10 protein-coding genes are annotated in these 12,906 nt (G+C 66.0%); 6 read left to right on the top strand and 4 right to left on the bottom strand.

The window, feature by feature from the left end:
- Window positions 1-5: 5 nt before the first annotated feature.
- On the top strand, window positions 6-473 hold the full coding sequence (locus WBR68_RS12905; RefSeq protein WP_050445665.1) for a MarR family winged helix-turn-helix transcriptional regulator: 468 nt from the start codon (window positions 6-8) through the stop codon (window positions 471-473).
- A gap of 71 nt (window positions 474-544) precedes the next feature.
- On the opposite strand, the gene WBR68_RS12900 is transcribed toward WBR68_RS12905, so the two are convergent.
- From WBR68_RS12900 to WBR68_RS12885, 4 genes are all read right to left on the bottom strand, one after another.
- A complete protein-coding gene (locus WBR68_RS12900; protein ID WP_050445664.1) occupies window positions 545-1,861 on the bottom strand; it encodes an MFS transporter in 1,317 nt (438 codons plus the stop codon).
- A 59-nt stretch (window positions 1,862-1,920) separates the two neighbouring features.
- Complete coding sequence (locus WBR68_RS12895; RefSeq protein ID WP_230694437.1) at window positions 1,921-5,064, bottom strand: c-type cytochrome; 3,144 nt, start codon at window positions 5,062-5,064, stop codon at window positions 1,921-1,923.
- Entirely contained in the window at window positions 5,061-5,630 is a 570-nt protein-coding gene (locus WBR68_RS12890) for a (2Fe-2S)-binding protein (protein WP_050445662.1), read from the bottom strand. The genes WBR68_RS12895 and WBR68_RS12890 overlap by 4 nt, the downstream gene beginning before the upstream one ends.
- A 94-nt stretch (window positions 5,631-5,724) precedes the next feature.
- Window positions 5,725-6,882, bottom strand: coding sequence for an FAD-dependent monooxygenase (locus WBR68_RS12885; RefSeq protein ID WP_230694436.1), 1,158 nt, complete (start codon window positions 6,880-6,882; stop codon window positions 5,725-5,727).
- A 270-nt stretch (window positions 6,883-7,152) separates the two neighbouring features.
- Here WBR68_RS12885 and WBR68_RS12880 point away from each other — a divergent pair, with 270 nt between their 5' ends.
- The 5 genes from WBR68_RS12880 to WBR68_RS12860 are packed head-to-tail and all read left to right on the top strand — an operon-like array spanning window position 7,153 to window position 12,906.
- Entirely contained in the window at window positions 7,153-7,929 is a 777-nt protein-coding gene (locus WBR68_RS12880) for a maleate cis-trans isomerase family protein (RefSeq protein WP_050445660.1), read from the top strand.
- Complete coding sequence (locus tag WBR68_RS12875; protein ID WP_230694435.1) at window positions 7,926-8,762, top strand: alpha/beta fold hydrolase; 837 nt, start codon at window positions 7,926-7,928, stop codon at window positions 8,760-8,762. Before WBR68_RS12880 ends, WBR68_RS12875 begins: the two co-directional genes overlap by 4 nt.
- A 39-nt stretch (window positions 8,763-8,801) precedes the next feature.
- Window positions 8,802-9,875, top strand: a complete 1,074-nt coding sequence (locus WBR68_RS12870) for a 2,5-dihydroxypyridine 5,6-dioxygenase (RefSeq protein WP_127185894.1) — start codon at window positions 8,802-8,804, stop codon at window positions 9,873-9,875.
- A complete protein-coding gene (locus WBR68_RS12865; RefSeq protein WP_230694434.1) occupies window positions 9,872-10,558 on the top strand; it encodes an isochorismatase family protein in 687 nt (228 codons plus the stop codon). Before WBR68_RS12870 ends, WBR68_RS12865 begins: the two co-directional genes overlap by 4 nt.
- 41 nt (window positions 10,559-10,599) lie before the next feature.
- Window positions 10,600-12,906 carry a xanthine dehydrogenase family protein molybdopterin-binding subunit gene (locus tag WBR68_RS12860; RefSeq protein ID WP_230694433.1) on the top strand — a complete coding sequence of 769 codons (2,307 nt, stop codon included), beginning with the start codon at window positions 10,600-10,602 and terminating at the stop codon, window positions 12,904-12,906.

Here is a 12,906-nt window from a genome sequence, read left to right as displayed (position 1 = left end):
GGCTTATGCGCAATATGAAAGGCAAGTCCTCGTCCAACACGGAAGGCTATTTGTTTTCTGATCAGATAGGTCACCTGCTGCGGCGCGTCTATCAGCGGCACACCGCGCTGTTTCAGCATTACATCCCTGACTCCCAGCTCACCGCCGCGCAGTTTGTCGTGCTGTGTTCGGTGCGGGACCATGGCGCGAGTTCGCTGGCTGATCTGGTCAAGGCAACCGTCATTGACCAGGCCACCGTGCGCGGTGTGGTGGACCGTTTGAAGCAGCGCGAGTTGGTGCAGGTGGACCACGACCCCGTCGATCGGCGCAAGGTGGTGGTGAGCCTGACGCCGGTGGGGCAGGCGCTGGTGCAAGAGATGGAACCGTTTGCCAAGCAGATCACCGAAAGCACCTACGGCAATCTGAACCCGGCCGAGCGTCTGGCGCTGGATTTTTTGCTGACCAAAATGCTGAACGGCGACGAACAGGTCTGAGCTGTTCGTCGCCGTGTTTGGCAACTGCGCCGCCGGCATACACGCCAACGCCGCCGCGATTCACCCCGCCATCAATCCAGCGCGCGGTTACGCGATTCCACGTCCACCGACCCGATCGCGACCGCCCCAGCCAACAGCATGCTGGACAGCACCACCAGCGACAGCGTGAAGTGGCTGGTCATGATGGGCGCGATGATGGCCGGTGCGAACAGCCCACCAAAACGCGCCACCGCGCCCGCCATGCCCATGCCGCTGGCGCGCAAATCGGTCGGGTAGACCTCGGGAGTGAAGGCATACAACGCGCCCCAGGTGCCCAGCAGCGAGAAGCTCATCAGCAAGGTGGACCCGATCACCACAGCGGGTGCGGTGCCCAGGCTGTAGAGCATGCAGCCGACGGCGCTCAAGATCAAAAAGCCGATCAGTGTGGGCTTGCGGCCCCAGCGTTCCACGCCATAGGCCGACAGCGCAAAGCCCGGCAACTGCACCAGCGCCAACAGCACCAGGAACTCCTGGCCGCGCATGAAGGCGAAGCCGGCGGTGCTGAGCTTGATGGGCAGATAGACGAACACGCCGTAGTACGCAATGGAGATCAGCGCCCACGCCAGCAATAGCCCGATGCTGCGGCGGCGGTAGCTGGACGAGAACAAGGCGAAGATGGATTTATGGACGGGCGTTTCCGGTTGCAGCGCGGGCACTTCGACGTCGCGGCGGTTCACGCGCGCCACCCGTTCCAGCACCTTGCGCGCCTGATCCGACTTACCGTTGCGGTTCAAGTACATCGGCGATTCAGGGATGTAGAAGCGCAGCACCACACCGATCAAGGCGGGCAGCCCGGTGACGAAGAAGATCACGCGCCAGGCATCGTCGCCCCAGGACACGGCCGCCAAGGCCAGCAGCGCCAGAAAGATGGTGCCCACGGCCCAGAACGATTCCAGCAGCACCAGCCAGCGGCCACGGCGGGCGCTGGGCAGGAACTCGGCCATCATCGTGTAGTCCACCGGCAGCGTGCCGCCCACGCCGATGCCCGTCAAAAAGCGCAGGAACAGCAGCCACGTGAACTCAGGCGCGAAGGCCGAGGCCACGCCCGCGCAGGCGTCGATGACCACCGCGATCATCAACACCGGGCGACGCCCGATGCGGTCGGCCATGCGGCCGAACATGAAGGCGCCGATCAGCATGCCGATGAAGAAGAGCGTGCCCGTTTGCAATGCTTGCGGCACGGTGATGCCGAAGGTCTTTGCAATGGACGGCGCGGAAAAGCCGATGGACAGCACCTGCATGGCGTCGGCCATCCAGACCAGGCCGAATATCACGAATAGCCGATATTGAAACTTGCCGACGCCCGCCACCTGAATGGCTTTGTCCACGGAAACCAATGAAGCTGACATAGATGAAACCCCTTGATGTGATCATCACTAAAGCCGCACGCGTTATGGCCGCGTTTTCCTTAATTCAGCTCCGCATGGTTGCGAAGCCGTTTAATCGTCGTGGTGGGATCGGGCCAGGCGTCTTCGTCCGGCGCAAATCGTTCCCGCAAATAGCCCAGCAGATCGGCGACCTGCCTGTCGTCCAGGCTGTCTTTGAAGCCCGGCATGTAGCCCAGCGCGTCATCGGCGGGCTCCTGGATGCCGTGCAGGATCACCTGGATCAGGTTGTCTGGCGTGGCGGCATGCAGGTTGGTGTTGGCGCTTAACAAGGGCTTGGCGCCGAACAGCGTGGGCCCACTGCCCGCTTCGTGGCAGACCGCGCAGGCGTTCTGATAGATGCGTTCGCCGTTGGCGCGTCGGCCCTGAAGGGATTGAATCGTTGCGGCGGCGGGCGCGGGCGATGGCGCGGTCGCGGCGGCAGGCGATGGCGACGCCAGAGACGGAGATGAAGGCGACGACGATGAGTGCGACTGCGATGAGTGCGACTGCGATGACGTCGAGGGCGATGCTGCCGGCAAAGGGGAAACCGGCACAGCCGACGCCACAGGCGTGGCCGCGCGTTCGCCCTTCGGCTTCGGCAAGTCCAGCAAGTACGTCGTGATGGCCTGCACGTCGCTGTCCGGCAATTCAGCCAAACCATGGATCACGGGCGCCATCGGCCCGGCCGCCACGCCGTGGCTGGGCGAATAGCCGGTGCGCAGATACTGGAATAGTTCGTCGCCCGACCAGGCGCGCGGGCCGCTGGCCAACTGATTCAAGGCGGGCGCGGTCCAGCCTTCCGCTTCGCCCCCAGCCAGGTAATGCACGCCCTTCTTCTCCGCGCCCAAACGATTACGCGGTGAATGGCAGGCGGCGCAGTGGCCAACGCCTTCCACCAGATACGCCCCGCGCAACCACTGCGCGCTGCGTGACGGGTCCGGTGTGAAGGGGGTGGCGTCGTGAAACAGCGCATTCCAGCCCGCCAACAGTGGACGCATGTTGAAGGGAAAGGCCAACTGCGTTTTCGGCGGCTCGGACTTCACGGCGGGCTGCGACATCAGGTAGCCGTACAGCGCCTGCATGTCCGCGTCGCTCAGCTTGGCATAGGCCGTGTACGGAAACGCGGGATAGAGCTGGCGGCCATCCTGGTGTACGCCCTGGCGCATGGCGCGTTCGAATGCGGGGTATGACCAGCGGCCGATGCCGGTGTCGTTGTCGGGGGTGATGTTGGTGGAATAGATCGTGCCGAACGGCGTGTCCAGCGCCAGCCCGCCAGCGTTGGCCTTGCCGCCCGGCGCGGTGTGGCAGGCGATGCAATCCCCTGCGGCGGCGACGAGGCGACCGCGTTCGATGGCGCGTATGGAATACAGGGAAACGTCTGGGCCTGCCGTAAGCGGCAACGCGGGCTTGATCGGCCAGAGCGCGGCGGCGACGCCGGCAAGCCCTGCCATGCCCGCCGCCAGCCACATCCATCCTCGCGCCAAGGGTCCACGCGCACGCGCCGGACGCTGGTCCGCCAATGCCAGACGCAATGATTCGGTGTCGAACGGGGCTTGTCGCAGGCGCACGCCGGTTGCGTTGCGGATGGCGTTGGCAATGGCGGCGGCAGCCGGCAAGGTGACCACGCCGTCCACGGCCAACTGCCCTTGCTTCACCACGTCATCCAGCGCGTTGGCCGTGGCGTCGCGCGGGACCAAGCCGTCGCGGCTTGCGTCGCCGCGCAATGCGATCGCTGTCTCGGCGTCGCCCTGTTGCGATGGACTCGTCCAATCATCAAAGGCCGGCGGCCCTGCCAGCAGACGGCGGGCGTTGGCCAGCAGCCACGGGGTTTGCTGTTCGATCTCGGCCTGCATGGACGCGCTTTGCGCCGATTGCAGGTGCTGGCTGTCGTGGCCGGCGACCACGCGCGTGACGTCGACATGGCCGGTCTGGGGCTGCACCGATACCTCGGCCACCCAGGCGCTCCACACCATGCGGGCGGCGCCGTCGTCATCGACACATTGCACCTGTGCGGTGGCGAAGCCGGTGCCATGCAGCAGGCCCGCGCGCGGTGCAGCGTCGGCGTGGGCGTCGGCGTCGGCGCGCGACGTTGCACGGTCCACGACTTGGCGCGCCAGGTCTCGGCCTTTGCCTTCCGGCAAGTGTTCCAAGCGCCACGCGATGGGATCTTTATCTTGGGCCAGCGCCGCTTCATGCCACTGGCTTTCTTGTGCAAAAACTTGCGCGGCGTTCAATTCGTCCACACTGGCGCGCAGCGGCGGCAGCGCGCGTCGGGACGACGTTACCGATGTGCCGCATACCGTCGCATGCGCCGATGCGCTGGCTTGTCCGGGTTGGCTCAATAGCCGCGCCAGGCTCGGACGCACCGCCCACGCAGCGTCGGACAGCAGCGCCGCAACGCAACCATCGGCAGCCGATACCGTTTGCGGCGTCAAGGCAGAGGCGCTGGAGGGAGCCGCATTCGAGACAGCGGCGTTAGACGCATCGGGTTCGGCCGTCGCGCCAGTCACCGGCACACACAGCACCAACTCGTCGGCAGCATGCGACTGGCAGGCCACGCACACCGGCCGGCCCACGGCTTGCGACAGCAGCGCGGCGTCGGCGGCGGCATCCATCAAGTCCAGCGGGTGCACCGCGTCCTGGCTTTCCGCGACCACGCCTTCACCCGCGCCATCCACCGTCACACTGATCGTGTCTTCCGCTTGTTGCAGCAGCGCCGCCAGTTCGCGGCGGATCTGGGCTTGCGTGCCGGGCGTGCATGCCGGCAGCCACACACTGGCGTGTCCGCTCAACACCCATGCCGTCACCCTTGCGCCGGCACGCGGCTCGGACGAAGGCAGGCGCATGCCATAACGAAGCGGGTCCGGGTCGGCCGCATCCGCACGCGAAGAGGGAACGGCGTCCGGCGCTTGCCACACAGGCGCCAAGGCCATGGCCGCTTGCCGTGCGTGTACCAGCGACACCGCCACCACACCGGCAAAGTGCGTGCGCTGCACCGCCATCACCACGCCGGCCAGCGCGCGTGCCTGATCCAACTGCACGTGCCGCAAGACACTGCCGCGATACCGCGCGCCATCCCACAGCACACCCGGCGGGCGCAACGCCACGCCGTGCAGCAGGTCGGCGGGCAAGGCAGCGGGCAAACCCGCGTGGTGGCGCGGCGACGCCAAGGTGTTCGAACTCATCGCGTGGATCCGCCGTCGGCAACACCCACACCACCCCCACCCGCCGCTTGCAAGCCGGGCGCACGAACACCCTCCGCTCGCAAGCGAACCGCTCGCAACGCCGCCTGCATGATCTCCACGTGCGTGCCGCAGCGGCACAGATTGTGGTGCAGTTCGCTGCGCAGCGCTTCTTCCGTGGGGTTGGGGTTACGGCGCAGCAGCGCTTCCACCGTCATGATCATGCCGTTCAGGCAGTAGCCGCATTGCGCCGCCTGGCAGTCGATGAACGCCTGCTGCGTCGGACCGGGTTGTTGCCGCGTGCCCAAGCCTTCCAGCGTGACCACGGCACGCCCTTGCGCTGCCCGCACCGGGATCACGCAAGACCGCGCGGCCACGCCGTCGATCAACACGGTGCATGCACCGCATTCGCCCAAGCCACAGCCGTACTTCGGGCCGTTCAGCGCCAGGTCATTGCGCAGCACGTGCAGCAGCGCGGTGCCGGGGTCAGCGGCCACGTCGCAGTCGCGTCCGTTCACGCTCAGGCGGATCGGAGGCGGGGTGCTGCTTGAATTGACGGTGGATCCCATGGCGTGTGGCGCGTGTGCGGATTTTGAGAAGTACGAAGGTTGCCGCGACACGGGACTAGGGGCAAGCCCCCATGCCCGCGCGGCGGACAGGTCGTCAGGCGGCGGCGCGCGTTTTAGGGTCTACCAGCGGTTCCTTGAACACGTCATAGCCAAAGCACCAGGATGGGTCCTCATTGGTGCGCAGCCAGGTGTTGTCGTGCGAAATGCGTTGCACCTTGCTAGCGCGTTCCGCGCGGTTCGCCTCGTACAGCGCAAATGCCAGCTCGTGATTATTCACGCCCACTTCCTTGAAGCAGCGCGCCAGCATGGCGCCGTCTTCAATGGCCATGGCCGCACCTTGCGCCATGTGCGGCTTCATGGGGTGGCAGGCGTCGCCCAGCAACACCAGACGGCCACGGCTCCAGAGCGGCAAGGGGTCACGTTCCAGCAGCGACCACTTGGTGACTTCAACCGTGGCGTCGATCAGCGCCTGCACGGTGGGGTGCCAGCCGCTGAACGCTTCGCGCATTTCATCCTTGCTGCTGGGCAGCCAGCGGTCGTTCAAGTCCCAGTGTTCCACCGGCACGCCGGTGACGTAGTAGAGCTCGTCGGCCTTGCTGGTGACGAAGTAGACCATCATGTGGCGGTCATCGCTCCACCATTTGACGCAGGAATCAAAGGGCAGCATGCCAGGCTTGGTCTGCGGCGTGGGGAACACGGCGCGGTGCGCCAGATAGCCCGCGTACTTGGGCAGCTCGGGCCCCAACAGTTCTTCACGGATGCGGGAATTGACGCCGTCGGCGCCGATGACGATGTCGGCCTCTTCAGAGGTGCCATCGGCAAAGTGCATCACGACCACGTCGCCGCGATCTTCCACGCGGGTCAGGCTCTTGTCATAGGCCAGCACGCCCTTGGGCAAGGCGTCGATCAGCAAGGCGTGGAAGTCGCCGCGGTGCACGGTCAGGTACGACGCGCCGTATTCCTTGACGGCGTAATCGCCCAGCGGAATCTGCGCCAGGATATCGCCCGTTTCCCAATGACGGCTGTACCAGAAATCCGGATGCGAGCCTTGTGCATTGAGCGCGTCTTCGATGCCGATGCGCCGCAGAATCTTCATGACGTTCGGCCCCACATGGATGCCGGCCCCCAAGCGCGAAAAGCCGGGCGCCTGCTCGTACACGCGGACGTTCAGCCCTTCCTTGAGCAGCAGCGCGGCGGTGGCGGCGCCGCCAAGACCCGCGCCGACGATGGCGATACGAGGGGATGTAGACACGGAACTTCTCCTTGCTGGATAGTGAAAGACTGGAAAGCGAATTCTTGAAAATTATGAAGTACACGCTTAATTTATGGATACAGAAATTTTCTATCCAAGCGTAAACCCCAAGACACATCACCAAAATAGTGCATATTTTTCACATCATTAGGTGAAAACCACTACGGAAACCGGGCTGGTCATCTGCGTCGCTCTTTGCAAGAATAGAGCGTATACGCTTCTTTTGAATTTATCGAAAACCCTAGGCCCGCCCCTTTTCAAGGCTTCTCCATGACGAAGACATTCCGAATCGGCCAGATCGTTCCCAGTTCCAACACCACGATGGAAACCGAAGTGCCCGCCATGCTGACGGCGCATTCATCGCTACGCCCCAGCGACCGCTTCACCTTCCACTCCAGCCGCATGCGCATGAAGAAGGTGCAAAAGGAAGAGCTGGCCGCCATGGACGCCGAAAGCGACCGCTGCGCGCTGGAACTCAGCGATGCGCGTGTCGACGTGCTGGGCTACGCCTGCCTGGTGGCCATCATGGCCATGGGGCGCGGCTACCACCGCGTGTCGCAAAAGCGCCTGACCGAGCGCACCGCTGAAAATGGCGCGTCGGCGCCCGTCATCACCAGCGCCGGCGCGCTGGTCGACGCGCTGCACGTCATGGGTGCCAAGAAGATTGCGCTGGTGGCGCCCTACATGATTCCGCTGACCGAACTCGTCATGGATTACATCGCCGCCGAAGGGTTTGAAATCGTGGACTGGCGCGCGCTGGAAATTCCCGACAACCTGGACGTGGGCCGCCACGACCCCGCCAAGCTGCCCGGCATCGTCGCCGGCATGAACGTAGCCGACGCCGATGTGATCGTGCTGTCCGCCTGCGTGCAAATGCCGTCGCTGCCCGCTGTCTCGCAAGTGGAAGCCGAAACCGGCAAGCCCGTCCTCACCGCCTCCATCGCCACCACCTACGCCATCCTGAAAGAACTGGGCATGGACCCGGTGGTACCCGGCGCCGGCGCCCTGCTCTCGGGCGCTTACCCCTATTCCAGGAACGCACAATGACCCAAGCCGCCAGCACCTACCTTTATGGCGGCCACGTGCACGCCAACGGCATCCGCCAGCACTACCTGCGCTATGGCGGCACGGCGGGCGAACGCACCGGCCGCCCCGCCATCATCCTGATACCCGGCATCACCAGCCCGGCCGTTACCTGGGGCTTCGTGGCCGAACATCTGGGCCGCCAGTTCGACACCTATGTGCTGGACGTGCGCGGCCGAGGCCTGTCGGCATCCGGCCCCGAGCTCGACTACGGGCTGGACGCGCAAGCGGCCGACGTCACGGCGTTCGCCCATGCGCTGGGGTTGACGAACTACGCGCTGGTGGGCCATTCCATGGGCGGCCGCATCGCGGTGCGCGCCGCGCGCGGGCAACCCGAAGGCCTGACGCGCCTGGTCATCGTGGACCCGCCCGTCTCCGGCCCGGGCCGCCGCGCTTACCCGGCCAACCTGGCGTGGTACGTGGATTCCATCCGCCAAGCCACGCACGGCATGACCGCCGAAGACATGCTGGCCTTCTGCCCCACCTGGACCGAAGCCCAGCGCCAGTTGCGCGCGCAATGGCTGCACACCTGCCATGAACCGGCCATCGTGCAGAGCTTTGAAGACTTTGGCCGCGACGACATCCACGCCGACCTGCCCAGCATCAAGATTCCGCTGTTGTTGATGACCGCTGAAAAAGGCGGCGTGGTCGGCGACGACGACGTGGCCGAATGGCAGGGCCTGGCGCCGCAGACGCAGCACGTACGCGTGCCAGGCGCGGGCCACATGATTCCGTGGGACAACGAAGCCGGCTTCTACGCGGCCTTTGGCGACTTCCTTGGCAGCAAGGTCGACTGAAACACCACTTCCTCAATCCGCTGATTCAAGGAGCCCGCCATGTCCGTCAGCGATATCGATTTGATCCACGCCTGGAAGCAGGTGCTGACGCTGTCACGGCTTGAAGCCGGGCAGATCGTCACCGTGTTGACCGGCGCCGACACGCATCCGCAAACACTGCGCTGCGCGATTGCCGCCGCCACTGACCTGGGCGCGCGCGTCAACCGGCTGGACCTGCCGCCCGTCAACGCCGAAAAATCCATCAGCCGCGACGCGCTGGCCTACCTGGGCGCCACCCCGCTGACGGGCAACCCCGCCGCCATCGCGGCGCTGAACGCCAGCGACCTGGTGCTGGACCTGATGACGCTGCTGTTCTCGCCCGAGCAGCACGAAATCTTGCAGACGGGCACCAAGATCCTGCTGGCCATCGAGCCGCCCGAAGTGCTGTGCCGCCTGGTGCCCACCGAAGCCGACCGCGCGCGCGTGCAGGCTGCCGCGCGTCGGATTGAAGCGTCCAAGCAGATGCACATCACGTCGGCGGCCGGCACCGACCTGCGCTGCGAACTGGGCGAATTCCCCGCCATTTCCGAATACGGTTTCGTGGATGAACCGGGTCGTTGGGACCACTGGCCCAGCGGCTTCGTGCTGACCTGGCCCAACGAAGGCCAAAGCAATGGACGCGTGGTGCTGGACCGGGGCGACATCCTGCTGCCCATGAAAGACTACGTGACCGACCCGATCGAACTGGTCATTGAAAACGGCTATGTCACCCGCATCAACGGCGGCTTGCAGGCCGACATCCTGAAGGAATACATGGCGGCGTACGAAGACCCCGAAGCCTATGCGGTGTCGCACATCGGCTGGGGGCTGCAACCGCGCGCGCAGTGGTCGATGCTGGCGCACTACAACAAGGAAGCGCACATCGGCATGGACGCGCGCGCCTTCGAGGGCAATTTCCTGTGGTCCATGGGCCCCAACAATGAAGCGGGCGGCAGCCGCACCACCGCCTGCCATATCGACATCCCCATGCGCCATTGCAGCGTGGCGCTGGACGGCCAGGCGGTCGTGACGCGCGGCGTGGTGCAAGACGAATCCGGCCTGGCGCACGCCGCCCGCCGCAAGGACAGCAAATGAACGCCTCAACCCAAACCATACCCGCCGACGCCGTCACGGGCGATATCTCCGCCTATTCGCGCCAGGGCTTCGGCACGCCGCTGCCGCTCAAAGCGCCCTTTGGCTTGTTGATCGTGGACTTCGTGAACGGCTTTGCCGACCCGGCCGTGCTGGGCGGCGGCAACATCCCGGAAGCCATCGCGCAAACGCGCCACTTGCTGGCCCATGCGCGCGCGCAGGGATGGCCGGTGGCGCACAGCCGCATCGTGTTCTCGGACGACGATGCCGACAGCAATATCTTCTGCCTGAAAGTGCCCGCCATGCTGGCTTTGAAAGAGCACAGCCACAACAGCGCCATCGTGCCCGAGCTGGCCCCCGCGCCCGGCGAATACGTGGTGCGCAAGAGCACCCCATCCGCCTTCTTCGGCACCATGCTGGCGCCGTGGTTGGCGCAGCGCGGTGTGCAGACCTTGTTGGTGGCGGGCTGCGTCACCAGCGGCTGCGTGCGCGCCAGCGTGGTGGACGCCATGCAGGCAGGTTTTCGGCCGCTGGTGGTGTCCGACTGCTGCGGCGACCGCGCCCTTGGTCCGCACGACGCCAACCTGTTCGACATGGCGCAGAAGTACGCCGCCGTCATGCCCTTGGACCACGCACTGGCCGAGACCCGCGCCTTGGTGGATGCCCCAGTGCCGGCCGCCCGGTAACGGCGACATAATCCTCCACCGGCCCGAAACCTGCTTCCTTCATGACCCTGCCCCCGCCCCACCACCTGCCTGGCGCGCTGCTCGCCCACCCCGACGCCTTGCTCGTGGTGCGCGAGCCCTCGGCGCCGCCCAAGCCGGCGCCGGGTCAGCCGGGCAGCGCGTCGGACTACGTACAGGCCACGCCCGAGATCTTCATTGCCATCGTGCGCGATGCGGGCCTGGTGGCGGGCGACACGCCATCGCCCGGCTGGCGCGTGCTGGCCTTCAACGGCCACGTGGACCTGGGCACCGGCATCCGCACGTCGCTGGCGCAGATCGTTGCCGAAGAGCTGGACGTGCCGCTGTCGCGCCTGGACATGGTGCTGGGCCACACCAGCGCCGCGCCCAACCAGGGGCCGACCATCGCCAGCGCCAGCATCCAGATTTCCGCCGTGCCCTTGCGCCGCGCTGCCGCACAGGCGCGCGAGCATTTGCTGATGCTGGCGGCGCGGCAATGGAACCTGCCACGTGATGCAGTGCAAGTGCGCGATGGCGTGGTGCGGCCTGTAGTGCAGCCAACCCCCGACGACGACACACGCCAACTGCATTACGGCCAGTTGCTGGCCGGCCAGCACATCCGGCTGACCCTGGCCCCGCCCGATCAAGCCGTTCCGTTGAAACCCGCCAGCGAATACCGCATCGTCGGGCAAGGCGTGGCGCGCGTGGACATCCCCGCCAAGGCCACCGGCGAACTCAGCTTCGTGCATGACGTGCGCGTGCCCGGCATGCGACATGGCCGCGTGGTGCGCCCGCCGCATCCGGGTCGAGACGCCGGCAGCTTCATCGGCCATTGCCTGATCGATGTGGATCGCGATTCCGTCGCGCACCTGCCCGGCAACGTGCAGGTAGTGGTGCAAGGCGACTTCGTTGGCGTGGTGGCCGACCGTGAAGAACAGGCGATTACCGCGATGCGCGCGCTGAAGGTGCGCTGGAATCCCGTGCCGCCCGCACCAAAATTGGATGATGTGGCCGCCGCCATCCGCGCCAACCCGGCCCAAGCCCGGCCCCTGATCGAAGATGGCGATGTGGACGCCGCCTGCGCGCAAGCCGCCACGCACCTGCGCCGCAGCTACGTCTGGCCCTATCAAATGCATGCGTCCATAGGCCCCTCTTGCGCCGTGGCCGACTTTTCTGACGGCCGGCTCACCGTGTGGACCGGCACGCAGAATCCGCACATGCTGCGCACTGACTTGAACCGGCTGCTGAATCTGGGTGAAGGCCACATCGACCTGGTCCGTCTGGAAGCCGCCGGCTGCTATGGCCGTAACTGCGCGGACGACGTCTGCGCCGACGCGGCGCTGCTGTCCATGGCGGTGGGCGCGCCCGTGCGCGTGCAACTCACGCGCGAACAAGAACACCAGTGGGAACCCAAGGGCACCGGGCAGTTGATGGACGTGGCCGCCGCCATCGACGCCCAAGGCGAGCTGCTGGCGGTGGACTTTGCCGTGCGCTACCCTTCCAACGACGCGCCGCTCTTGGCGCTGTTGTTGACGGGCGTCGTCTCCGGCGAGCCGCGCACGCTGGAAATGGGCGACCGCACGGCCGCGCCGCCCTACCGCTACAAAACCCGCCGCGTGGTCTGCCACGACATGCCGCCACTGGTGCGTTCGTCGTGGTTGCGCGGCGTGTCGGCCTTGCCCAATTCCTTTGCGCATGACTGCATGATCGACGAACTGGCTGAGGCCGCAGGCGCCGACCCGGTCGACTATCGCTTGCGCAACCTGGACGATGCGCGCGCCATCGCGCTGATCGAAGCCACCGCCGCGCGGGCGCCGTGGAGCCCGGGTGCGCGTGGCAGCCGTGGCAAACCGGACGCCGATGGCCGCTTACGAGGGCGCGGCATCGCCTACGCGCGATATGTACATAGCAAGTTTCCCGGCTTTGGCGCCGCCTGGGCCGCCTGGGTCATCGACCTGTGCGTGGACCCGGCCTCGGGACGCGTGCGCGTGGAACGGATCGTGGTTGGCCAAGACACCGGCATGATCGTCAACCCGGACGGCGTGCGCCACCAGATCCACGGCAACGTCATCCAGACGCTTAGCCGCTGCTTGCTGGAAAAGGTGGTCTTTGATGAAGCGGGCGTCGCCAGCCGCGAATGGGGCGGCTACCCCATCATCGGCTTCAAGGATGTGCCCGCAATCGATGTGCTGCTTATGCCGCGCCAAGACGAGCCGCCCATGGGCGCGGGGGAGTCCGCATCCGTGCCCGGCCCCGCCGCCATCGCCAACGCCCTGTTCGACGCGACTGGCAAGCGCTTCTATGAAGCGCCATTCACACCAGAAGCCGTGCGCGCCGTGTTGCTGGCCTGA

It is taken from the genome of Achromobacter sp. JD-1, assembly GCF_038594925.1.
In the GTDB taxonomy this organism is placed as follows: Bacteria; Pseudomonadota; Gammaproteobacteria; order Burkholderiales; family Burkholderiaceae_B; genus Achromobacter; species Achromobacter spanius_C.
The sequence above is the reverse complement of the archived record's forward strand: the minus strand, read 5'-3'. Positions and strand labels throughout refer to the sequence as shown.